This window comes from Mogibacterium timidum ATCC 33093 (assembly GCF_000525775.1).
Taxonomy (GTDB): domain Bacteria; phylum Bacillota; class Clostridia; order Peptostreptococcales; family Anaerovoracaceae; genus Mogibacterium; species Mogibacterium timidum.
Genome location: NZ_JALU01000003.1, coordinates 16,208 through 41,314, shown reverse-complemented (window position 1 = coordinate 41,314; position 25,107 = coordinate 16,208). Strand labels below are relative to the sequence as shown.

General features: G+C 49.3%; 18 protein-coding genes and 1 tRNA gene. 16 read left to right on the top strand and 3 right to left on the bottom strand.

The features are described from left to right. Window positions 1-18: 18 nt before the first annotated feature. The 3 genes from HMPREF0581_RS00755 to HMPREF0581_RS00745 all read right to left on the bottom strand — a co-directional run bounded on the left by HMPREF0581_RS00755 (window position 19) and on the right by HMPREF0581_RS00745 (window position 3,284). Window positions 19-1,515, bottom strand: coding sequence for an MFS transporter (locus HMPREF0581_RS00755; RefSeq protein ID WP_036379434.1), 1,497 nt, complete (start codon window positions 1,513-1,515; stop codon window positions 19-21). Window positions 1,516-1,563: 48 nt separating this feature from the next. Next, window positions 1,564-2,397: a pyridoxamine kinase gene (locus tag HMPREF0581_RS00750; RefSeq protein WP_036379432.1), complete on the bottom strand. Its 834-nt coding sequence runs from the start codon at window positions 2,395-2,397 to the stop codon at window positions 1,564-1,566. Window positions 2,398-2,681: 284 nt separating this feature from the next. Beyond that, window positions 2,682-3,284, bottom strand: coding sequence for an ECF transporter S component (locus HMPREF0581_RS00745; protein ID WP_036379430.1), 603 nt, complete (start codon window positions 3,282-3,284; stop codon window positions 2,682-2,684). A gap of 139 nt (window positions 3,285-3,423) precedes the next feature. On the opposite strand from HMPREF0581_RS00745, the gene pdxR reads away from it, so the two are divergent. From pdxR to HMPREF0581_RS00665, 16 genes are all read left to right on the top strand, one after another. After that, window positions 3,424-4,845 carry a MocR-like pyridoxine biosynthesis transcription factor PdxR gene (gene pdxR, locus HMPREF0581_RS00740; RefSeq protein WP_009643349.1) on the top strand — a complete coding sequence of 474 codons (1,422 nt, stop codon included), beginning with the start codon at window positions 3,424-3,426 and terminating at the stop codon, window positions 4,843-4,845. Further along, on the top strand, window positions 4,838-6,214 hold the full coding sequence (gene surE / locus HMPREF0581_RS08165) for a 5'/3'-nucleotidase SurE (RefSeq protein ID WP_051426861.1): 1,377 nt from the start codon (window positions 4,838-4,840) through the stop codon (window positions 6,212-6,214). Before pdxR ends, surE begins: the two co-directional genes overlap by 8 nt. A 161-nt stretch (window positions 6,215-6,375) precedes the next feature. Further along, entirely contained in the window at window positions 6,376-7,602 is a 1,227-nt protein-coding gene (locus HMPREF0581_RS00730; RefSeq protein WP_036379428.1) for an MFS transporter, read from the top strand. A gap of 369 nt (window positions 7,603-7,971) precedes the next feature. Then, on the top strand, window positions 7,972-8,394 hold the full coding sequence (locus HMPREF0581_RS00725) for a potassium channel family protein (protein WP_009643383.1): 423 nt from the start codon (window positions 7,972-7,974) through the stop codon (window positions 8,392-8,394). Between the two features lie 406 nt (window positions 8,395-8,800). Beyond that, window positions 8,801-9,496 (top strand): response regulator transcription factor, encoded by a 696-nt coding sequence (locus HMPREF0581_RS00720; RefSeq protein ID WP_009643471.1) that lies wholly within the window; start codon window positions 8,801-8,803, stop codon window positions 9,494-9,496. Beyond that, complete coding sequence (locus HMPREF0581_RS00715) at window positions 9,496-11,124, top strand: sensor histidine kinase (protein WP_009643365.1); 1,629 nt, start codon at window positions 9,496-9,498, stop codon at window positions 11,122-11,124. Before HMPREF0581_RS00720 ends, HMPREF0581_RS00715 begins: the two co-directional genes overlap by 1 nt. 491 nt (window positions 11,125-11,615) lie before the next feature. Further along, window positions 11,616-12,107 (top strand): 5-(carboxyamino)imidazole ribonucleotide mutase, encoded by a 492-nt coding sequence (purE, locus tag HMPREF0581_RS00710; protein ID WP_009643355.1) that lies wholly within the window; start codon window positions 11,616-11,618, stop codon window positions 12,105-12,107. A 35-nt stretch (window positions 12,108-12,142) separates the two neighbouring features. Further along, the gene (gene purF / locus HMPREF0581_RS00705) at window positions 12,143-13,609 is read left to right on the top strand and encodes an amidophosphoribosyltransferase (protein ID WP_084645290.1); all 1,467 of its coding nucleotides are present in this window, start codon (window positions 12,143-12,145) and stop codon (window positions 13,607-13,609) included. A gap of 1 nt (window position 13,610) precedes the next feature. After that, window positions 13,611-14,660, top strand: coding sequence for a phosphoribosylformylglycinamidine cyclo-ligase (purM, locus tag HMPREF0581_RS00700; protein ID WP_009643396.1), 1,050 nt, complete (start codon window positions 13,611-13,613; stop codon window positions 14,658-14,660). A gap of 197 nt (window positions 14,661-14,857) precedes the next feature. Then, window positions 14,858-15,454 (top strand): phosphoribosylglycinamide formyltransferase, encoded by a 597-nt coding sequence (purN, locus tag HMPREF0581_RS00695; RefSeq protein WP_036379424.1) that lies wholly within the window; start codon window positions 14,858-14,860, stop codon window positions 15,452-15,454. After that, window positions 15,391-16,716 (top strand): phosphoribosylamine--glycine ligase, encoded by a 1,326-nt coding sequence (gene purD / locus HMPREF0581_RS00690; protein ID WP_330371633.1) that lies wholly within the window; start codon window positions 15,391-15,393, stop codon window positions 16,714-16,716. The genes purN and purD overlap by 64 nt, the downstream gene beginning before the upstream one ends. 255 nt (window positions 16,717-16,971) lie before the next feature. Next, the gene (locus HMPREF0581_RS00685) at window positions 16,972-20,679 is read left to right on the top strand and encodes a phosphoribosylformylglycinamidine synthase (RefSeq protein ID WP_036379422.1); all 3,708 of its coding nucleotides are present in this window, start codon (window positions 16,972-16,974) and stop codon (window positions 20,677-20,679) included. A 269-nt stretch (window positions 20,680-20,948) separates the two neighbouring features. Next, window positions 20,949-22,094, top strand: coding sequence for a butyrate kinase (buk, locus tag HMPREF0581_RS00680; RefSeq protein WP_009643366.1), 1,146 nt, complete (start codon window positions 20,949-20,951; stop codon window positions 22,092-22,094). A gap of 269 nt (window positions 22,095-22,363) precedes the next feature. After that, a tRNA-Thr gene (locus HMPREF0581_RS00675) sits at window positions 22,364-22,440 on the top strand. Window positions 22,441-22,477: 37 nt separating this feature from the next. Continuing rightward, complete coding sequence (tuf, locus tag HMPREF0581_RS00670; RefSeq protein ID WP_036379418.1) at window positions 22,478-23,671, top strand: elongation factor Tu; 1,194 nt, start codon at window positions 22,478-22,480, stop codon at window positions 23,669-23,671. Window positions 23,672-23,864: 193 nt separating this feature from the next. Beyond that, the gene (locus HMPREF0581_RS00665; protein WP_051426860.1) at window positions 23,865-25,055 is read left to right on the top strand and encodes an endonuclease/exonuclease/phosphatase family protein; all 1,191 of its coding nucleotides are present in this window, start codon (window positions 23,865-23,867) and stop codon (window positions 25,053-25,055) included. Window positions 25,056-25,107 lie beyond the last annotated feature (52 nt).

Sequence of the window (25,107 nt, the reverse complement as noted above, 5' to 3'; positions counted from 1 at the left end):
GCGCTCTCTTAAACGCGTTTATTTATGATTATGAATCCTGTGTTCGTTGGATTTCTTCCACAAATCCTCGTATGCAAAGCCCGTAGCCCTCTCGAGTATGCGCTTCTCCTCATCTGTTGCCACGCTGTCATCCTCACCGCGCCTTCTGGCGATGTCCTGCTTGACTACAGTGAATTCTTTGTTTGTGATAGGGAAGATGTAACCAAATAGTAGCAGAAATGCTACGAGTACGACCGGAATAATTATGAAAATCATCGCAATTCCCCGCTGCGTGAATAGTGCCTGTCTGATGCCGCTCTGCGCGAGCTTAGCGTCATAACCGACCAGAGACAGCAGTATACCGATAATCCAGACCGAAAGTCCTGCGGAAATCTTCCTTGCGAATGTCGCCATGCCTGACACTATGCCCGGGCGGCTGGTCGAGGTGATGAGCTCATCGACATCCGCCATATCAGCGAGGATAGCGAAGATGCTCGTGAGCGTTGCCGCGTTGCCAATACCGATGCCTGCGGCGAGCGCCAGAATAGGGATGATAGGCGCGCCCTCGTAGGAGAAGGCGAGTAATCCCAGTGTTGAAACAATTCTGATGGGTGCACCGATTAGGATGGTGGTGCGCTTGGATGTCCTGGTCATTATAGGTGTGAACACTAACATTCCGAGCAGCTGTGATACCATCAGCACGCCCATGAGCATGATCAGATATCCGCTGCCATAGCCGTTAAGCACTTCATCCACATAATAAATAGCCATACCGGACACGAAGTCCATCGCACACTGTCCCGACAGGTATATTCCGATAAATATTCTAAATGAGCGGCTCTTGAAGACCGAAGCAGCCTCGGAGAAGCTATCCGCAAGCCTTGTGCGAACCGGATTCTTGAGCTTTTCCCACGTGCCCGCAAATGTCACAATCGCCGAAAATCCGAACATAAATCCAAACAGGATAGCGACCTTGAGGTACATGCCGGTATTCAGTGTGTCCTTGATAAGCAGAGTTGGAATCATGCCGGCAGCGATAGCGCCGATTGTCGACCAGATCATCCTTATGCTGGAGAATTTTGCTCGGACAGTATAGCTGTCGATCATATCAGGCAGCAACCCGTTGTAAGGTACCATGATAATCGTGAAGCCTGTGGAAAACAAGCAGTACATCACTATGTAATAGATGAACAGCATGGTTGTGTTCCCGGAAGGGATGGTTGTCCACAGCATCACAAACGAAATAGCCGAAACGACACCGCCTACCAATATATAGAGACGTTTTGCCCCGAAACGCGACACCGTCCGGTCTGTAATGTTACCCATCATCGGGTCGGTAACTGCATCCCATACCTTGCCGACCATCGGAATAGCGCCGGCCAGTGCAGCCGGGATTCCAAGAGCTTTTGTCAGGAACACCAGAAAGAAGGTGTTGATAATAACAAAAGCACCTCCGCCGTAGAACTCGGCCATACCGTACATAAGTCCGGCCTTGATTCCGGTGCCGCGGAACTTACCCGCTATCTTGTCGTTCATTTAGAGACTCCTTCATAGTTGTTGTCTCTGTCATATTATCATATATATCTATCTGCGGATAGCCGTAATGAGTTCGCCGAGCATTGGCTCGAACTTGACACCGTACCAGTGTTCCTGGTCATCAATTGTGTTCCTGATGCAGCTGAGTACGTATTCTCCGGCGATTTTTGCGGCCTCGGGCTTGCCCTTTCCCGCCAGATATGCGCCTACAAAAGCGGATGCGAACACATCGCCGGTGCCGTGGCAAGAAACCGGCAGCTTTTCATGCATTATATATTGACATCCTTTTTCGTCGGAGACTAGGATGCCGGTAGTTGTGTCATCGTAGCTGACACCTGTCATGATTACCGTCCCTGTGCCGAGCGCGTGGATGCCGTCGATAAGCGCATTTGCATAAGACCTGTCGTAATGTTTTCTGTATTCGATGCCGGTGAGCAACGAAGCTTCCGTTATATTAGGCAGCGCAATATCAGCTGCTGCGACGAGAGACTTCATGACTTCTACAAAGTCCATGTCGAAGGCGGGATACAGAGCCCCTGAGTCGGCCATAGCCGGATCGACAACGCGCAATCCGTCCGGTGATACGAGCCTGTCAAATATATCCTTTACATAGGCAATCTGCTCGCTGCTGCCCAGATATCCCGTGTAGGCTCCGTCAAATGCAATCCCTTCGGTCTCCCACTGTTCGAGAATTCCCGGAATGTCGCTCGTAAGGTCGTGGCACGTGAACCCTTTGAATCCTCCGGTGTGATTGGATAGCACGGCTGCCGGCAGGATTGCGGTCTCATGACCGCAGGCCGACAGGATCGGCAGCGCTACAGTGAGCGAGCACTGTCCGACGCACGATATATCCTGAATTGAAAGTATTCTCTTGTAGTCCATTGAAATCTCCCTTATATTTTCTGATGTGTGCAATCTGACGCAGGCTATTTATCTGATATTTGCAACCTATAGCTTAGTGTAAGCGTAGAGCAGGCACGGGCATATAGACACAGGATCTGAAAATACAGAGAACTGTATGATGCCGAAATACGCATTCTGCATATGTCGCCAATTGATTTTTTTAGCTGCGACCCTGCGTCAACAATCTCATTTTGCGTTAATGTTAATAATTTTGAGTCTGCATCAATAATCCCGAGCTTGTATTAATAGCTTGGAGCTTGCCCCTACTGCATAGATCGCCTGTAGAAAAAGCGCTTGCCCCAGGATGTCCGGCTTAGCGCGGTTGATACGGCAATTGCTATGACTGCTCCGACCACCGCTTGTAGAACATTGCCCGGCATGTCGGCAATTGGAGCTACCCAGTTGCCGTAAATTACGCCTTGCGCTACATAGTAGCCGGCAACGGTCCAAACGACTGAAATCGCGTAGGCGAAGAGCTCGACAAGCGGCAAACCTGCAACTCCGGCTAAGCGCCTGCCTTGCAGCATCTTATTCATCGCATATCCAAATGCGATCTGTACGATTATAACCATTATAGCCTTGATGACAAGCGTCCAAGGTGCCCAGACAGCGTACCCGCCATAAATGTCAGCAAGCGCTGCGCCAACACCTCCGGCGAAGCAGGCGCACTTTCTGGGCAGCACGATGGCTGAAAGTAACACTAACCCGTCACCTAGGTGGATGTAACCCATGGCGTTGGGAAGTTTAAAAAAAGTGGTAGCAATCATGACCATTGCTGTCATCATCGCTGTAGTGACTAAAAGCATGGTCTTGCTGGATCTATCAAGCTTGTTAACCCTGCCGGATTCCGTTTTGCTGTCTATCATTTCTGCCTCCATAATCCGATGTGATTTAAATTTAATCATTGTGTAGCAAACTGGCGAGTATTATAATAACAATATATTGCAGCCATGAAAATATACAATTACTGTAAATTTTTAGAATACAGATAGGGGAAATTGCACGATGAGAAGCATTATTTTCGATTTTGAAGATAATAATAGCCAAAATCTATATATACAGATTTTTGATCAGATTAAGGCGAGAATTCTTTCCGGGGAGTTTGAGGCCGGCATGAAGCTGCCCTCGCTACGCGGTCTTGCAAAGGCCAACGATATCAGCGTGACAACGGTTGAGACCGCATATAACCAGCTGTTGGTCGAGGGCTACATTGAGAGTCGCCCCAAGTCAGGCTACTATGTGAGCGACGACATTTCGGGTGCCGTAGGCGCCGGCGAGGCCGGGGATGAGCTCACGTTGGATGAACTGCTGCCGCCGGAGAGCAGCAAGACTGCCAAGGAGAGATCGCTCATATATGATGAGGAGAGCTTTGAGTTCTCCAAGTGGAAGAAGTGCATGAGCAAGGTGTTTAACGAGTATGCGTATGCGCTGCAGACTGAAGCGGACGTACAGGGAGAAGCGGCTCTCCGCTATGAGATTGCCAAATACCTTTACGCAGGCCGCGGTGTAAAATGCTCGCCGGAGCAGGTAGTGATAGGCGCCGGCTCGCAGCAGCTTGCCACGCATCTCATTCGAATACTGAGAGATCTCGGCATCAGCAACGCAGCGATGGAATTTCCGGGATATGGACCGGTTCGCGAGATATTTAAGGATGAAGGGGTAAGCCTTTCCAATATTCCCGTTCGTGAGAACGGCATCACGATTGAGCGTTTGCCCGTCAATATGAGAAGTCTCGTGTACGTCAATCCTTCAAATCAGTTCCCGTCAGGTGCAGTAATGCCGATAGGCAGGAGATATGAGCTGATAAAATGGGCGGAGGACAACGACAGCTATATATTGGAAGATGACTACGACAGCGAGCTCAGATATTTCGGTAAGCCTATTCCGGCTTTGCAGGGCCTCGACAGGTCGGGAAGAGTCGTGTACCTCGGCTCCTTCTCATCAACGCTTTTTGCATCAATCAAGATTAGCTATATGGTGCTGCCGCATGAGCTTGTGGAGGTGTTTAACAGAATCAAGAGTCGTTACGCACAGACATGTTCCAAGGCGGAGCAGATCTGCCTTGCTCTCTACATGGAGGATGGGTACTATCACAGGCACATCAAGAAATGCAGGAAGCGTAACGCCGAGAAGCTCCATACCACGATGGAGATGTTCAAGGAATATGGCGATGGTTTGATTGAAGCCATAGATTCCAAGTCGGGACTGGCGGTCATGCTTAGGATTATGCTTCCTGTGCCGGCGGAGCAGCTCTGTCAGCTGGCAAAAAACGTGGGACTCATGATGAATCCCGTTTCGGATCTCTGCACGGAGGAGGAGCAGGTTCTGTATTTCTATTTCTATAGGGTTTCGGAACCGCTGCTGAGGCTGCTTATCAAGATGTATGTAGGAAATATAAAGAAGGGAATGAGGTATCTCAATGAATAGAATATTAGTTGGCAACGACGACGGAATAGAATCGTTTGGACTTCGTACGCTGGTACGCTTTCTGTCTCACATGGCGGAGGTGTATGTTGTAGCGCCTGCTTCGCAGTGCAGTGGACACGGGCAGGCTATAACTCTGAGCGGTCTAGTGACTGCGCGCGAGATTGAGCTGGAGGGAGCTGAAAGGGCGATTGCTCTCACAGGTACGCCTGCGGACTGTGCAAAATTCGGTATAGATATGCTGAGAGCTGAAGGAATTGAGCCGGATTATGTAATCGGCGGCATCAATCACGGTGGGAATGCAGGCACAGATATCAATTATTCGGGTACCTTTGCAATTGCCAACGAGGGTGCTTTGAATGGATATAAAGCACTTGCACTATCGGTGACCAGTCACAGCGCGACACATTTTGAATACATCTGCGAGATGCTGCCGGAGCTGCTTGAGGTAGCCAAGCAGCTGCCTCAAGGAATAATCCTCAACGTGAACTCGCCTGACCTGCCCAAATGGCAGATTAAGGGGACAAGGTACACTGAGGCAGGTGGAATCGGATTCGATAACACCTTTGTGAAGGCCGTTCATGAAACGGACGGCATGAACGAAGCTAATGGCAGCAATTCTCCGGCGACTAATGCAGGTGTCATTGAGCTTTCATCGAATGCAGTAGATCCCTCGCACATTAACGGTGAATATAGGTACAGGGCCGACGTCACAGACGGAAGTGCTGCACCTGCTTATACAGATCTCTACGCTCTTGCGGATGGCTACACAACAGTTACGCCATACAGAGTGAACCGCGTAGACAGCGGTATGCTGGCCAAGCTCCGCGGACTCAGCTCCGACAGAACCTTGTGTATAATCATGGATGTGCAAAAACACATGATTCCGGAGATGAGGAAAAGTGAGAGGTTCATGAACAATGTGCTGAAGCTGGCAAGATGCTTGAATATACTTGAACTGCCAACGCTGTTAACTGAGCAGTACGGATACGATTCGGAGCCGGTTGCAGGAGAACTCAAAAACGAGCTGCGTAGCTATGAGAAGATAGATAAGGTTGACTTCGATTGCACGACTTCGCCTGACCTGGAGGCTCTGCTTCAATCGCACAAGGGCAACAGGATTGTGCTGGCCGGACTGGAAGCGCACATAAGCATAATGCAGACTGCCAAGAGTCTTATGGCCAAGGGGTACGATGTACAGGTAATCAAGGATTGCTGTGCGTCTAAACAGAAGGAGCCCATGGAGGCGGCTATGCAGACGCTTGCTGATGAGGGGTGCACAATTACCACTCTTGAAGCGTTTGCCTACGAAGAAGTCGGCAGTACAGTGGACTTCGCATACAGGCATATCAGGGCAGCGCTGGAGATATAGTGCTGTAGTTATATGCTGAATATGAGAAATGCTGCTAGAAAATAGACTCAAAAAGTGTTATCATTTAGTGCATTAGTGCTCGAATTGGAGTATTATCATGATTTTATGCGTCGCGACGGTGTAATGACGGCGTTACTAGGTAAGGACAGGTGGTTTAAGAAATGAACAACAAAAGATGGTTGTATCTCGGGATGGCTACTATTTCGACGCTATTCCTCGGTCTGATTTACGCATGGTCGCTATTCAGAGCACCTTTCAGCGAGGTGTTCAAGACATGGACAGTTGCGCAGATGTCTATGACCTTCACAATCTCGATGATTATGTTTTGCTTGGGCGGACTCATCGGCGGACAGCTTGGCAAGAAGTTTGGAGTTAAGGTGAGAATACTCATCGCAGCAGTGCTGTTGCTTGTAGGATTCTTCATGGTATCTACTCTTAACCCGGCAGATGCATCCGGCAGCCTTATGAAGCTCTACATATTCTACGGTATATTTGGCGGAGGCGGCGTAGGTATAGGGTATAATGCTGTAATCACTACTATCACCAAGTGGTTCCCGGATAAGGTCGGTCTCGCCTCAGGAATCATGCTTATGGGCTTCGGCCTGGGCGGGCTGGCTCTCGGAAGCGTTGTAACCAAGTTCATCGCCGGCATTGGTATATTCTCTACATTTAAGCTGCTCGCAATCGCAATCTTCGTTGTGCTGCTCGTAGCTGCGATTATCATCAAGACTCCGGAAGCACCGACAGCAGGTGCGAGCAAGACTGCCGCAGCTGATGACAACACACATCACTATACCTCGGCGGAAATGATGAAGACTTCGAGATTTTGGATCTTTTTCCTCTGGGCTATCGCCCTCAACTCGGCCGGCCTTATGGTAATCAACAGTGCTGCGAATATCTCAGTTGCTTACGGCGGTTCGGCAGTTCTCGGTATGATCGTTTCGCTATTTAACGGAGCAGGCAGAATTGTTGCAGGCAACAACTTTGATAGGTTTGGACGTAAGACTTCATCTATTGTAAACAACATCTTCATGATTATCGCAGGTGCCTTGCTCATTGCAGGGGGAGTGAGCCACTCGCTCATCCTTGTTGTGATCGGACTTATCTTCGTAGGATTGTCGTACGGAGGAACTCCAACGATCACATCAGCGTACGTCAATAAGGCCTTTGGAGCGAAGTATTTTGCCACTAACTTCAGTATTGCCAACTTCTCGCTGATTCCGGCGGCTATTATCGGACCGATAATTTCAGCCAAGCTGCTCGAGGCAGCAGGCGGCAAGTATGATTCAAACTTCCGCGCCCTTATTGTATTCACCTTAGTTGCCCTTGCTCTGTGGATTGGGCTCAACATCGCCAGCAAGAAGAGCGACAACGAGGATTACAAGTAGGCGGAGAATCGCAGGAGAATCGGAATACTGCGACAATATGTATGCAAATGGCGGTGGTGCATGAGAGCCTGCCATTCCGGAATTTTTTTACGAGGCGACGCCGGTCGTCTCGTTTTTTATGCGGCCGGAAGATGGAGTCTGTCTCGGGGCGGACTCATTCATTCCGACCCTTCTTTTATCATATGCTCATTGCAGTATTTAATAAATTTTTCCATTTCCGTTTTTAATTCTTCACAGCTTCTGAAGTGAGTTCTACAGCTTAGTATAAAGCACCGATTACATTCTTTTCAGCAGTATTATTGCAGAGCGCTTCCGCGAAAATCTGATATAATTGCAGTAAATTATTTTTGATTTCAGGGAGGATAGAGAATGAAGAAATTCAGACTATTCTGGTCTATCGTTAAAAGATGTCGTGCCGAGAAGATAACCTTCGGCTTTTTCGTCAGCTTTTTTATCGTCTCGCTGATCATCATGATCCGCGAACCGGGCATATGCACATATGGTCAGGCCATGTGGTACACCTTCGTATCATGCACGACCATCGGTTTTGGCGATATCACGGTAAGCACCGCGTTGAGTAGGCTGCTGACCGTCTACATGACCTTGTATGAAATCATCTGGATTGCCATTCTCTCCGGAGTCATCGTCAGCCACTATTTGGAAGTCATCACCCGCAGGGAAAAAATAACCGCAACGGAATTTCTGGACAAGTTGGAACATCTGACTGAGCTTGACAAGAACGAGCTGCAGGAACTGTCAGATAAAGTGCGGGAATTCAGAAAAAATTCATAGGCAGTATAGCATGAATAACAGAAAAGCAAAAGTTGCTTTATTCGGAATATTGAGTTTCATCATGGGCGCCGCGGCGAGCGCTTTCCTACCCGTTTTGATCGTCGCTTCGTTTCTCTTCCCACTGCAGGGAAGACGTGCAGAAAAATCACGATAAAGGTGAACACCAAAAAATCATAAGGTGATATGAAGGAGCGTTAAGATGATAATCAAACTCGATTTTTGGGCAAAACTTTTTGTTTTTTATGATGACAGTTCTTTCATATGTGATGGTCTACGGTAATATGAACATCAAATGAAGGAGAAAGTATTTACTCGTTAAAGAAATTATAATAAATATCATCGAATTTCTTTTGTTAAATGATATATACTTCTATTCGTAAGGACACTATATTAAGGAGGAGTTGCAGTGAAAATTCTGGTTTGCGATGACGATAAAGAGATTGCAAGAGCGATAGAGATATATTTGAATAATGAAGGCTTTGAGGTAATCAAGGCATATGACGGTTTTGAGGCTCTGAGCATTGTTCGCAGTGAGGATGTGAAGCTCGCCATCATGGATGTGATGATGCCTAAGCTCGACGGGATACAGGCTACACAGATGATTAGAAATGAGAAGGATATTCCGATTATCATGCTGTCTGCCAAGTCTGAAGACTACGATAAGATTATCGGGCTGAATATCGGAGCAGATGATTATGTGACAAAGCCGTTCAATCCCATGGAACTCATCGCGCGTGTCAAGTCACAGCTCCGCAGATACACTCAGTTCGGAAGTGCTGCGGAACCTTCAGAAGAGGGTATTTACAGAGTGGGAGGACTTGTAATTGATGACAACAGCAAGAAGGTAACAGTTGACGGGAGAGATGTTATGCTTACAGCTACAGAATTTGGAATACTGAAGCTTTTTGCGGAAAATCCAAACAGAGTGTTTTCGATGGGACAAATTTACGAAGCTGTGTGGGATGAACCGGCGTATAATCCGGAAAATACTGTGGCCGTACATATAAGGCATATAAGAGAGAAGATAGAAATCAATCCCAAGGATCCCAGATACATCAAGGTTGTCTGGGGTACCGGATATAAGCTTGAAGGAGATAACTAATGAAGCAACAGGTCGTGACGGATGAGTTCCGCGGACTTAAGTCAAAAGTTGCCGTGGTATTAGCTACGGTCAGCACCGTGCTGCTCATCATGGCTGCAAATCGAATCCTCGTATATGAGGCATATACGAGCGACGACTTCAACGGACTCGTCGATAAGAAGAGGATAGTCAGCATCCTCACGACGAATTTTATATTGCTGCTCGTGTTTGTTGCGCTGGCACTGGCGGGGCTCGTATTTGTGGTGTATTTTTCCGGCAAATACACTGAGAAGGGCAAGGTCAAGCTTAACCTCCTCGATCGTGTATTTCCCGAGCTTCGACTGCTGGCGATATTTGCGCTAGGTGTCGGAATCATCATGGCGGAGAACATGTATTTCAGATATCTGTCCTCGGGTGCAACACTGGAGCGGATACTTAAGACTATCGCCAAAGGACAAGTAGTAACTCAGGAATTCAGAGACAAGACCTTTGAGGTAATGGGCAGAGGCTACGAGTTCAAACCCGAGTGGGTGGAGGGCTTTGCAACCATAGCTGCCATGACGTTGTTCATATTCTGCGCGATTATACTGCTTCAGTCGCTTGTTAAGAATATTAAAAACAACGATTTATTCGAGCGTTCAATTGTTGGCAAGATTCTCATCTCAATTCACAACGCAATTATATCTAAGGACGTAACCATCAAGAAGCTCTATCTGGGATTTGCATTGCTGCTTCTGCCTACGCTCATATGGCACTGGTGGGCAATAATCGCTCTGTTGATTGCTATAGTCTATGTTCCGAGGTGTTACAATGACTATGCCATGGTGCGCAGCGGGATACGCGCTATCAAGGACGGTGATTTCAATCAGAAGGTGGTGGTCAGACATAAGGGAGAGTTTGAGAGGCTAGCCGGAGACATCAACGATATAGCTAAGGCCGAGGAAATCGCTCTTGAAAATGAGCTTCGCAGCCAGCGTCTCCGCAACGAACTCATATCCAACGTGTCGCATGACCTCAAGACTCCGCTCACCTCTATGGTGACCTACATCGACCTGCTCAAGCTGCAGGGACTCGACAGCCCTGATGCTATGTCATATCTTGAGATTATCGAACAGAAGACCAAGAGACTGCAGAAACTCAGCGGAGACCTCTTTGAAGCCACCAAGGCTTCCAGCGGAGCGATGCCTATCAACATAGAAGTAATCGATCTCAACGGAGTTGCACAGCAGGCTATCGGTGAGCTCAGCGACCTGCTCGTGTCGAGCAATATCGAGGTGCATTTTGAAAATAATCAGGAGCACGTATTTGTCAACGCCGACGGTAAGATGCTGTGGCGCGTAATCGAGAACCTGTTGACAAACGTCAGCAAATACAGCCTCCCCGGCACCAGAGCTTATGTCAAGGTGCGCGAGATGGGCAAATTCGCGGCTCTGGAGATCAGCAATGTGTCAAAGGATGCGCTGGATATCGATCCGGACGAACTGATGGAAAGATTCAAGCGCGGAGATAAATCCCGAAACACTGAGGGCAGCGGGCTTGGTCTCGCCATTGCACGCGACCTCATGCATATGATGAATGGAGATATCAGACTGGGAATTGACGGGGATCTGTTCAAGGCAAGAGTGCTCGTCCCCAGAGTCGGTCAGTGATCACAGAGGTATTACATGATGAACGCATTTTCACGTTGTTCATAGCCGTTTGCTTACCGATGGCAGGATGTAATAGCGGCAGCTGCAATATCGCAGCAAAAATATCGGATATGAATAGGCTGACACAACAAGTGATTGTTGAGTCAGCCTATTACAGTTGCATCAGAGCGGCGAGATACTCACCAAGTGGGACCGATATAAAAACGCATGTAGCATGTACACAAACGAGGGAAAAGTTGATCATAATGAAAATACTTAAAAGTGCACAAAAACCGAACACGTATAAGATCAGGTCAAAGTATACTTCGGAAAAATCTCCGAAATCCGCATAAATTTATATAAATGCCGCATTAAAATACGGGTTTTGATAACCCTTTTTGTTGACAATAGCAGCTCATATGATAAATTTAAATTACAAGCTTTTGACAACAATTACGTGTTGATGCGCGTGTATTTGTACAGTGTTTAAGGACGGAGGCCGATAGATAATTATGAAGAAAGTTGCAGTAATAATGGGTAGCGACAGCGATCTGCCAATCGTTGAAAAATGCATTGAAGAGCTGAAGAAATATGAGATTCCAACTGAGGTTCACGTGTACTCGGCACATAGAACACCGGATGAAGCTATTGGATTTGCAAAGGCTGCAGAAAGAAATGGCTTTGGCGTTATCATTTCGGCTGCAGGTAAGGCGGCACATCTCGGTGGAGTGCTCGCAGCGAACACAGTTCTGCCGGTAGTGGGGATCCCGATCAAGGCATCCTCACTGGACGGCATGGATGCGCTCCTGTCCACGGTTCAAATGCCGCCGGGAATACCGGTTGCGTCGATTGCAATTGACGGCGCCAGGAATGCGGCGATCTTTGCCGCCGAGATCCTGGCGGTTTCAGATGAGAAACTGAGGGCAAGTCTTTGGGAAGAGAGAAACAAGGCTCGCAATGACGTAATCGAGAAGGATGCAGCAGTAAGCGCTAAGTTCAATTAAGTATGTAGTTATTCTAATCAGCAGATACTGCACAGATGGATATTAAGGTTAGGAACAGTATGAGTGAGTTAAGAGAAGAATGCGGAGTTGTAGGTGTTTTCTCTCCCAGGGAGGCATATGAGATAGGCAGGACAGTGTACTACGGCCTATATTCACTGCAGCACCGCGGACAGGAGAGCTGCGGAATAGTGGTCAATGATGATGGTGTGTTTTCGAGCCACAAGGATCTCGGTTTAGTCAATGACGTGTTCAGCACTCGTGAGCTTGAGGCTCTCGGGCAGGGCGGCATGGCTATCGGTCATGTGCGCTACGGAACTACAGGCAAGAATGAGCGTGCAAATGCTCAGCCAATCGTTGTTAATCACATCAAGGGAAGCATGGCCGTCGCACATAACGGCAACATAGTAAATTCCGCAGAGCTGAGACAGGAGCTGGAACTCAAGGGCTCTATCTTTCAGACCACGAGCGACACGGAGGTAATCGCTTATCTCATCACCAAGGAGAGACTGCGTTCAAACAGCGTAGAGGAGGCGATTAATGCAGCTATGAATAAGCTTAAGGGAGCATATTCCCTTTGCGTTATGTCGCCCAACAAGCTCATCGCAGTTCGCGACGACAGAGGCTTCAGACCTCTCTGCTATGGGCTGACAGAGGACGGCAGATATGTAATCGCTTCAGAGTCATGTGCGCTGGATGCTGTGGGAGCGAAGTTCGTAAGAGATATCGAGCCGGGGGAGATTGTGATTTTTAATCATGACGGTATCCGCAGCATCAAGGAGCACTGCAACCAAAAGCCAAAGTCAATCTGCATATTCGAGTACATCTACTTCGCGAGACCGGACTCCAAGATTGACGGGATCAGCGTTCATCGCGCTAGAGTTGAGGCCGGCCGTGCGCTCGCAATCGACTACCCGGTAGAGGCCGACATTGTGATAGGAGTTCCTGATTCGGGTCTCGACGCCGCAGTTGGATATTCGAAACAGGCGGGTATCCCTTACGGCATGGGCTTTGTCAAGAACAAGTACATCGGTCGTACGTTTATTGCACCTGGACAGGCGCAGCGCGAGAAGCTTGTAAATATCAAGCTTAACGTCATAGAGGAATCTGTCCGAGGGAAGAGAGTTGTCATGATTGACGATTCTATCGTAAGAGGTACGACTTCGAGAAACATAGTCGAGAAACTAAGAAATGCAGGAGCCAAGGAGGTTCATCTGATGCTTACAGCTCCACCGTTTGTTGACGAATGCTACTACGGAACCGACGTGTCGGATAAGTCACAGCTCATAGCAGCTAATCACACCGAGAATGAGATTTGCACGCTCATCGGATGCGACTCGATTGGATTCCTCAAGATGGACAGATTGCACGAGATGATTGGCAGCGAGCCGGGCAAGGGGTATTGCAGCGCTTGCTTTGGGGGTGAGTACCCGGCAGGGAGAGCTGTCACAGGAAAGTTTAAGTTCGAGATTAAGCTAAGCGATAGGAAGAAAGAGGAGAACTGAGATGAAGAGCCGGAGCGAGAGCTACAAGGAAGCGGGAGTAGATATCACTAGCGGATATAGAGCTGTTGAGCTGATGAAGGAGCACGTGGGCAAGACCATGAAGTTCGGTAATACAGCACCGGTTGGAGGATTTGGCGGGTTGCTGCAGCCTGATCTGACAGGCATGTCCGAACCTATTCTAGTCAGCGGAACTGACGGAGTGGGAACCAAGCTCAAGCTTGCATTCCTGCAGGATAAGCATGACACTGTAGGTATCGACTGCGTGGCGATGTGTGTCAACGACATCATCTGCGTCGGTGCAAAGCCGCTGTTCTTCCTGGACTACATTGCTTGCGGCAAAAACGTGCCGGAGAAAATCGCATCCATAGTTAAGGGTGTTGCGGACGGCTGCGTTCAATCAAAGTGTTGTCTGATTGGCGGCGAGACTGCGGAGATGCCGGGCTTCTATCCGGAGGATGAGTACGACCTGGCCGGATTTGCAGTAGGAATCGTGGATAAAAGTAAGGTTATCGACATCGAGAAGGTGGGTGAGGGCGATGTTGTCATCGGAATTGCATCGTCGGGCATTCATTCAAATGGATATTCGCTCGTCAGGAAGGTTTTCGACGTCGAGAACATCGATCTCTCCGTGAAGAGGGGTGATCTGGGCGGCAGATCTCTCGGTGAAGCGCTGCTGGAGCCTACAAGGATTTATGTAAGGTCTATGACAGAGCTGTTCAAGGAGATGGTACCGCATGCTGTAATGCACATCACCGGCGGCGGCTTCTACGAGAATATCCCCAGAGCGCTTCCGAAGGGAATGACGGCCAGGATAGATAAGAGCAAGCTGGAGACACCGGAGATCTTCAAGGTTCTGGCTGAGACAGGCAGCATCCCGGAGCGTGACATGTTCAACACCTACAACATGGGCATCGGCATGACGGTAGTTGTGTCTCGCGAGGACAGCGAGAGGGCTCTCGAGATCATACGTGGTGCCGGAGATAAGGCTTATGTCATCGGGGAGATTGTTAAGGGCGACGAAGGCGTGATCATCGACGGAATCGAAGGTTAGTCCGGCACCGATAACGAAGTAGACGGAGTTATCGCGCGAGATCATCGACGGAATCGAAGATTAAGCGACGCTTAATGCTAATGCGCTCGATATGGCCATATAGGGGATGTAAAGACTTCTAACCGCATAAAAGCATATTAGCAAATACCTGGATAGAAATATTAGATTTAACAATTTACACAGACGGAGACGAGAGAATGAGCAAGTGCGCAAAAGTTGCAGTTCTAATATCGGGCGGTGGCACCAACCTGCAGGCTATCATAGACAGGTCACAGGCCGGCGAGCTGCCACATGCTGAGCTCGCGCTGGTAGTGTCGTCGTGCGGGAGCGCCGGCGGACTGGCCAGGGCGGAGAGAGCGGGAATTAAGCATACATATATCGAGAAGGACAATTTCGAACAGAAGCTGATATCACTGCTTGAAGAGAACGAGATAGATATCATCGTACTCGCGGGCTTCCTGCGTATACTTAGCGAGGATTTTGTCAGCAGATACCCTGATAGAATCATCAATGTGCATCCATCACTCATCCCTTCGTTCTGCGGAGAAGGATTTTACGGGCTGCACGTGCACGAAGCGGCACTCGATTATGGCGTAAAGGTCACCGGGGCGACAGTTCATTTTGTAAACGAGATTACGGATGGCGGCAAGATAATCGCTCAGCGCGCGGTTGAGGTCCAAGAAGGCGACACTCCGGAAATTCTGCAGCGCAGGGTCATGGAGGATGCTGAATGGAAGCTGCTGCCGGCGGCAGTCGAGAAGGTTGCGGCAGAGATAGTTGCAAGGAGAGGATAATGGATATTGCAGTAATTGGCGGAGGAGGCAGAGAGCACGCTATTATCAAGGCTCTCAAGCACAGCAAGGGGGTATCGCATATCTACGCGCTGCCGGGTAACGGCGGAATCGCGGAGGATGCGGAGTGTATAGCCATCGGAGCAAAGGAGCTTGACGCTATTGTTGACTTTGCGGTTGAGAAAAAAATCAACTATGTCGTGGTTGCTCCCGACGATCCGCTGGTGCTCGGTCTGGTTGACATGCTCGATGAGAAGGGCATACCTTGCTTTGGGCCTGACAAGGCGGCGGCTATCATAGAGGGGAGCAAGGCTTTTTCCAAACGGCTCATGAAGAAATATGGAATTCCGACTGCATCGTATGAGATTTTCGACGATATGGATGCAGCTCTGAAATACATTGAGACTTGCCCGATCCCGACTGTTATCAAAGCGGATGGGCTGGCACTCGGCAAGGGCGTGATAATCGCCGAAACTCGTGATGAGGCTAGAGTCGGACTTCGCACAATCATGGAAGATAAAAAATTCGGTGCCAGCGGCGACACGGTCGTTATCGAGGAATTCCTGGATGGACCTGAGGTAAGTGTCCTATCGTTCACAGACGGCAAGGTAGTAAGGCCGATGGTTTCATCCATGGATCACAAGCGTGCACAGGATGGTGACAAGGGGCTCAATACCGGGGGAATGGGCACTGTAGCACCTAATCCGTATTACACACCGGAGATTGCTGAGGAGTGTATGACCAAGATATTCCTGCCTACGATCAAAGCTATGGCTGAGGAAGGCAGAGTGTTCAAGGGCTGCCTGTATTTCGGCCTGATGATTACCGAGGATGGGCCTAAGGTAATTGAGTATAACAGCAGATTCGGCGATCCGGAAACTCAGGTAGTGCTGCCTCTGTTGGACGGTGATCTGCTGGAGATAATGAGAGCGACTACAGACGGAACGCTCGCAGATGTCGATTTCACATTCAGAGATGAAGCAGCTTGCTGCGTTGTGGCAGCGTCCGACGGATATCCGGTTGCTTATGAAAAAGGGTTTGAAATCACTCTTCCGGATGAGCGCGAGCACATCTACATCGCAGGCAGTAAGCTCGTAGACGGCAAGCAGGTGACCAGCGGCGGCAGAGTCCTCGGCGTGGTCGAGACTGCGGAAACTCTGGGAGAGGCCATAGATAAGGCATATGCAAAGCTCGAGGAAGTTCACTTCGATAACATGTATTTCAGGAAGGATATCGGAACCAAAGCTCTCGAGGCGCTTAAGTGAAATCATAAATTCAGCAGACTGCATATCGCCACATCGATCGCAGTGGCCTGAGCGTTCCCGGCCTCCGCGGCGTGGCGGTAATCAGCGCAGCAATCGTATATTTCAGACAATCATTAGACAGTAATAGACATACCTTTTGTAAGATGTCCGCTAAAGACATTTTACCATCAGGACATCCAAGGTTGAACAAGTTATTGTATGACACATTTCATAAGAAGATGTGTCGGTAAAACATATTATACGAGGAGTAATGGCATGGTCAAAGCTTTATACGTAGAGAAGAAGCCGGAATTCGCGAACAGGGCGAAGGAGCTCATCAAGGAGTTTAAGGAGAGCCTGCAGATTGTGAATCTGACTGACATTAGAGTAATCAACAGGTACCTGATCGAGGATCTATCAGACGAAGCATTCCTCGAGGCCGGGGAGACGATTTTCTCGGAGCCGCCTACGGACACCAGCTGTACAGATATGGATTTCCGTAAGCAGCAGGTAATCGCAGTTGAGTATCTGCCCGGACAGTTCGACCAGAGGGCAAGCTCAGCTGAGGAGTGCTTGCAGTTCATAGCACCCGACGAGACACCGACTGTAAAGTCTGCTGTCATCTACATCCTCGAGGGCGAGCTGTCTAACGATGAGCTCGAGAAGATCAAGGAGTATCTGATTAACCCGGTTGAGTCGAGAGAGGCTGCGCTTGGCGTGCCGGCAACACTCCGATCCAAATATCCGGATCCGGCGCCGGTGGCTACAGTCAAGAACTTCATCAATTTCACAGACGCAGACCTCGAGACATATCTAGTGGCAAATTCGCTCGCTATGGATATCGAGGACCTCAAGATGTGTCGCGAGTACTTCAAGGGACTGGACAGAGATCCAAGCGTGGCAGAAATCAAGGTTATAGATACGTATTGGTCAGACCACTGCCGTCACACGACCTTCAACACGACTATCAGAGGCGTTGTATTTAAGGACGAGACTATCAACAAGACCTTCAGTGAGTATCAGGAGCTGCGCAAGCAGCTGGGCGTGCACAAGCCAATCAGCCTTATGAATGTTGCAACCATCGCGGTCAAGGCACTCAAGGAGAACGGCAAGCTGGTGGATGTCGTGGAGTCGGAAGAGATTAACGCATGCACAGTTGATTTTAAGGCGAATATTGATGGTGAGGATCAGGATTGGGTGCTGCTGTTCAAGAATGAGACACATAATCATCCGACTGAGATCGAGCCTTTTGGAGGAGCCGCAACCTGCATCGGCGGAGCTATCCGCGATCCGCTTTCGGGCAGAGGCTATGTATACGCTGCTATGCGCGTGACAGGTTCAGGCAATCCGCTCACCCCTGTGTCGGAGACCAGAGAGGGCAAGCTCTCGCAAAAGAAGATTACAACTACTGCTGCCAACGGATATAGCTCATACGGCAACCAGATCGGACTTACGACCGGTCTCGTGGACGAAGTGTACCACGAGGGATATGTGGCTAAAAGAATGGAGGTAGGTGCAGTTGTTGCCGCTGCTCCGGCTTCTAACATCAGACGCGAGAGACCGGCTGCCGGCGATGTGGTTATTCTGCTAGGCGGCAGAACCGGCAGAGACGGAATCGGCGGAGCGACCGGCTCGTCCAAATCGCACAGCTTGGAGTCGCTGGAGACGTGCGGAGCCGAGGTGCAGAAGGGCAACGCTCCCGAGGAGCGAAAGATTCAGAGACTGTTCAGAAATCCGGAAGCGACTACCCTCGTAAAGCGCTGCAATGACTTCGGCGCAGGCGGTGTATCCGTCGCTGTCGGAGAATTGGCAGACGGACTGGATGTAAATCTTGACAACATTCCTAAGAAGTACGATGGGCTGGACGGCACGGAGCTCGCTATCAGCGAGTCGCAGGAGAGAATGGCTGTAGTCGTTGCTGCTGAGGATGCTGAGAAGTTCAAACAGCTGGCAGAGAGTGAGAACCTCGAGGCGACAGAGGTTGCAAGGGTGACTGAGGAGGCATACCTCACGATGTCGTTCAGAGGCCAACAGCTTGTGAATATTTCTCGTGAGTTCCTCGATACTAACGGCGCCGAGAAGGAGGCTGACGCTGTTATCGAGGGTGCTCGCAGATACGATAAGGAGATTCCGAGGGACTTTGAGAAGGGCATGAAGGATCTCGTCTCCGACCTCAATGTGTGCTCTAAAAGAGGCCTGTCCGAGAGGTTTGACTCTACAATCGGAGCCAACACAGTCCTGATGCCTTTCGGTGGGATCAACCAGAGAACCCCTATTCAGGCGATGGTACACAAGATTCCGATGCTTGAGGGTGAGTGCAGCACTGTGTCCATGATGGCATACGGCTTTAACCCATACATCTTAGAGCAAAGCCCTTATCACGGCGCATATTTGGCAATTGTTGAAAGCGTGGCCAAGCTGATTGCGACGGGTGCAAGCTATGATCACATCTATCTCAGCTTGCAGGAATACTTCGAGAAGCTCGGAGACAATGACAAAGCATGGGGCAAGGCTTTCGGCGCAGTCCTGGGGGCGTTTAGAGCTCAGATGGAGCTGGGCATCGGAGCTATCGGAGGCAAGGATTCCATGAGCGGAACCTTCGAGGATATCCACGTGCCGCCAACGCTGATTTCATTTGCCGTGACCACAGATGAGCTGGACAAGGTGGTGTCTCCGGAGTTCAAGAGGCGAGGACATGAGGTCGTATGGCTGAGACCGGAGCTTGGTGAGGACGGGCTGCCAACTGCAGAGTCGCTCATCAGAAACTTCAATATGGTCAGGAAGCTCGTAGACAACGGACTGGTTGCGGCATGCTATACGCCCGGATTCGGCGGGCCTGCAGAGGCAGTATTCAAGATGGCTATGGGCAATAATATCGGTTTTGAGTTTGACGCGGACATCTCGATGCGAGAGATGTTCGGTTATGCTTACGGCAGCTTCATTATCGAGACAGGTCAAAACATCGAGCTTACGGCTGACATGAAGCTGCTGGGTAAGACTGTTGCTCGCGAATCAATCGGCAGCAAGAAGGGGCGCGTAAGGCTTGTCTCGCTGTGCGATCTGTACGAGGGCAAGCTTGAACCTGTATACAGCTGTAACATCGAGACACCGAAGGTCAGCATTCCGGACATGATATACAGGACCAGAAGCGATGCGGCACCACGCAATGCTGTTGCTAAGCCTAAATTCCTCATCCCTGTATTCCCGGGTACCAACTGCGAATATGATACAGCCGGAGCAGTCGAGAAGGCCGGCGGAGAAGCAGAGACTTTTGTAGTAAACAATCTCACAAGTGAGCACCTCAAGAAGTCGGTTAAGGACTTCGCGAAATCGCTCTCCGAGTCACAGGTGCTATTCCTGCCGGGCGGATTCTCGGGTGCAGATGAGCCGGACGGCTCCGGCAAATTTATCACTTCGTTCCTTCGCAACGAGGAGATTTCCGAGGAACTGATGAAGCTTCTCGACGAGAGAGACGGTCTAGTTGCCGGCATCTGCAACGGGTTCCAGGCATTGATCAAGCTGGGGCTGCTCCCATATGGAGAGATCGGAGTGCAGCAGTCAGACAGTCCAACGCTGACATTCAACAATATCGGCAGACACCAGTCCAAGCTCGTTAGAACTAAGGTGTGCTCGACCAAATCTCCTTGGCTCAGAAGGGCAAGCGTCGGGCAGGTTCTGACTGTTCCTATCTCACACGGGGAGGGCAGGTTCATAGCTAACGATAACGACATAGACACCATGCTCGAGAATGGGCAGATACTGACACAGTACGTGGATTTTGAAGGAAATCCAACTATGGATATCCGGTTCAATCCTAACGGTTCGACCATGGCTATCGAAGGAATCCTTTCTCCGGATGGCAGGATTCTCGGCAAGATGGGACACTCCGAGAGAATAGGGAAGGGCCTGTACAAGAACGTACCCGGCGAGTTCGAGCTCGGTATGTTCGAGTCGGCAGTTTCTTATTTCAGCTGTGAAGAGTAGAACTGTGCTGCGACGAGAAATAATCACATCCGTCCACCTTGAAATCGGTAATATTGATGTGAAGAGCAGAGTAGTATGACGGCGAAACATAGCAGGCTGACCGATTGGTGATATGCTGCTCTAAATAAGACGCAGCTTGCTATAATATATGAGTCTTTACCAATTGCATAGCGCAATCGTTACTGACATTAAGGTATGCGAATGTGATATACTACATTACGTAACATCAGGTAATGTATTTATTATGATTTTGAAAGGGAGATGGATACATGAGTAAAGAGAGAATTCTTGTACTTAATCTAGGATCGACATCAAGCAAGATTGCCGTCTATGACGATACGCAGGAAGTTTTCAAAGAGACAATCAGGCACACTCAGGAGGAGATGGCTCAATTTGACGATATCCTCGATCAGTTCGATTTTCGCAATGAGAAGGTTAGAAACACTCTCGAGAACAACGGCATCGGGGTTAACACGCTGACTGCAGTATGCTCAAGAGGCGGCAATATCATCGCGTGCCCGCACGGAGCTATCGGTATCGATCAGGAGATGATCGACTATCTGACTAGACCGGATGACACAGCTAAGCACGCATCCCTGCTAGGTAGCATGATCGCATTCAATCTCAAGCAGGAGTTCGGAATCCCCGCTTGCATCTACGACGCAATCGGAACAGACGAGATGCAGCCAATCGCCAGAGTTTCCGGCGTTCCGGAGATTCCCAGATATACGGTTGGACATACTCTGAACACTAGAGCAATGGCTATCAAGTGCGCTAACGAGGTGCTCAAAAAGCCTTTTGACGAGTGCACATTCATTGTCGCTCACATGGGTGGCGGAAGCTCAATTAGACTGTACCACAACGGTGTTAACATCGATTGCGTTAACGATGACGAGGGCAACTTCTCGCCTGAGCGCGGCGGCGGAGTTAGCTGCAAGGATCTTGTTAACTACTGCTTTACAACAGATGAGGATGCCAAGACTGTAATGAAGAAGTTCCACGGCGCAGGCGGACTCAAGGCACACCTCGGTACTACAGATGCTATCGAGGTCGAGAATATGATCGACGCGGGTAACGAGTATGCCAAGGCGGTATACGAAGGGATGGCTTACGGCATAGCTAAGGATATAGCTAAGCTCGCAGCTCCGGTATCCGGCAAGGTTGATAGAATCATCCTCACAGGCGGAGTTGCTTACTCCAAGTTCCTCACAGGCAGGATTGATGAGATGGTAAGCTGGATTGCGCCGATTGAGATGATGCCGGGCGAGTTCGAGATGGAAGCTCTTGCAGGAGGTGCGCTCAGAGTGCTCAGAGGCGAGGAGCAGCTACAGAATTTCGGCGAGATCAAGGCTGCAGCAGTTGACAGAATCCGCATCTGCAAGGGGGTTGACCCATACACAACACCGGCGAAATAGTTATTTCGGTTCTTACTTATAAGCTCAAACAAGCTCAAACTGCCACCGTATCGTGGCAGTTTTCTATTGTAAAAATCGCACGACCATCCCGCTGAATCCCCGTGCCTTATTTTGCGTGCGTTCCGACTCTTCGCGAGTGCTCGGAGCACTGCGATTTATGAAAGCGATAAAGACGACATAAGCCTCAAACGATACTCGAACGATAAAGGTGACAGAGGTCTCGAAATATTGACAGGCTGCGCTATTTCGTGTACTATTCATGTATACGTGCTGTTGTAGCTCAGGTGGTAGAGCACTTCCTTGGTAAGGAAGAGGTTCGGCAGTTCGAGTCTGCTCAACAGCTCCAACAATTTTTAAAGTAAACACATTCTAAGGAGGCTATCATGGCAAAGCAGAAGTATGAGAGAACCAAGCCACATATCAACATTGGTACAATCGGCCACGTTGACCACGGCAAGACAACTCTGACAGCGGCAATCACAAAGACTCTTCACGCAAGATATGGACTCGGAGCAGACGTAGCATTCGACCAGATCGATAAGGCGCCGGAGGAGAAGGCAAGAGGAATCACGATTTCATCTGCACACGTAGAGTATGAGACACCAAACAGACACTACGCACACGTAGACTGCCCGGGACACGCCGACTACGTTAAGAACATGATCACAGGAGCAGCACAGATGGACGGAGCTATCCTGGTAGTGGCGGCAACAGATGGACCGATGCCTCAGACAAGAGAGCACATCCTTCTGTCGAGACAGGTAGGCGTACCATATATCATCGTATTCCTGAACAAGTGCGATATGGTAGACGACGAGGAACTGCTGGATCTCGTAGAGATGGAGGTAAGAGAGCTTCTTGACGAGTATGAGTTCCCCGGAGATGACACACCGATCGTAAGAGGATCGGCACTCAAGGCACTGGAGGATCCGGAAGGCGAGTGGGGAGATAAGATTCTCGAGCTTATGGAGGCAGTAGATACATACATTCCTGAGCCACAGAGAGCAAACGACCAGGCATTCCTGATGCCGATCGAGGACGTATTCTCGATCACGGGACGTGGAACGGTAGCAACAGGAAGAGTAGAGAGAGGAATGCTCAAGGTTGGCGACGAGGTAGAGCTCGTAGGACTGACAGAAGAGAAGAGAAAGGTAGTAGTAACCGGAGTAGAGATGTTCAAGAAGACTCTTGATCAGGCTGAGACGGGAGACAACATCGGAGCACTGCTGAGAGGTGTACAGAGAGACGAAATCGAAAGAGGACAGGTACTCTCGAAGCCGGGAACGATTCACCCGCACACAAAGTTCAAGGGACAGGTATACGTACTCAAGAAGGAAGAGGGTGGAAGACACACACCATTCTTCAACGGATACAGACCACAGTTCTACCTGAGAACAACAGACGTAACAGGAGATCTGCAGCTGCCTGAAGGAACAGAGATGTGCATGCCGGGAGATAACGTAGTAATGGAGATTTCTCTAATTACACCAATCGCTATCGAAGAGGGACTGCGTTTTGCTATCAGAGAAGGCGGAAGAACAGTAGGCTCCGGCGTAGTAACGGAGATCATCGAGTAATCCCGATATAGAAGGAATACCACCAGAGAAATAAGGCAGGGGCGCGGATGCGCCCCTGTTTTTATGTTCAAACATATTTGATATGTGGTATCCTATTAGGGATATGATTAACATTTTATGATAAGCCTAACAGACGTTGTATCTTACAAGTATACACGTGGATGGCAATATATCTGCTTCGAGGAGATAAAAAATGACAGATAATTTAGCAAATATTTCTAATAGTGGATTGAACAACAAAGGCACTAACGAATTCGGCAGCAGCTCTCATAACGGAAATGATGGCAGCTCTAATAATAACGGAGGGAATGGCAGATCCGTTATTAAGAAGATACTGAAGGCCATAGCAATCATCATACTTATAATAGCGATTGCCTTTGCCGGGCTGATAGCGTTTATATCACTGACCGAATATAAGCCCGAAACAGTTGAGCGCGTAGCTATCAACGGCAAGGCTGCATATGAAGTCTCACGAGGGAAAGCACTCAAGGTTATGACATGGAATATAGGGTATGGAGCACTCGGGGATAATGCAGACTTTTTTATGGACGGAGGCACACACGTCAAGACGTCCGGCAAGCAAAGAATAAAGGAAAACATCAAAGCCGTCTCGCGGGAGATAGATGAGGTATCGCCGGACATTGCGATGCTGCAGGAGGTAGACAAGGATTCAACTCGCTCTGAGCACATAGACCAAGTGTCGAGGATCGGGGCAGCTGCGGGTGACTATGAAAATTCATTTGCAAGAAATTTCAAGGCGGCGATAGTGCCTTATCCGCTACCACCGATAGGTAAGGTGGATAGCGGAGTTATGACTCTGTCCAAGTTCAAGGCCGGCGGTGCCTCGAGGGTTAGCCTGCCTGTGTCTTTCAAATGGCCGGTGCGCACAATCAACCTCAAGCGCTGCTTGCTTGTGAACCGTGCGAAAGTCAATGGTAGTGACAAGGAGCTTGTGTACATCAATTTGCATCTGGAGGCATATGACAACGGCGAGGGTAAGAAGGCCCAGACTGAGGCTCTCAACAAGCTGCTCAAGGAGGAATCGGACAAAGGAAATTACGTGATAGCGTGTGGAGATTTTAACCAGACGTTCAACAACGTATACATTGGACACTATCCCGTGCATAAGGGGCTGTGGAAGCCCGGGAAAATAGATATCAGCGAGTATGATTCGTCATTGAATTTCGTGATGGATGGCACTCATCCTACGTGTAGGTCGCTGGACAAGCCGCTCAAGGGGGCGGACAAGTCGAAGTTCCAGTTCTATGTGATAGACGGAATGATCTATTCGTCGAATATAGAGATGAAGTCGTGTAAGACTCAGGATCTGGGCTTTAAGCACAGCGACCATAATCCGGTTGTTGCAGAGATAAGGCTAAAGTAGAGAGCGATCACTGATAGAAGCCGAGAATCTACTTTGGGGAATTTGAATAGCT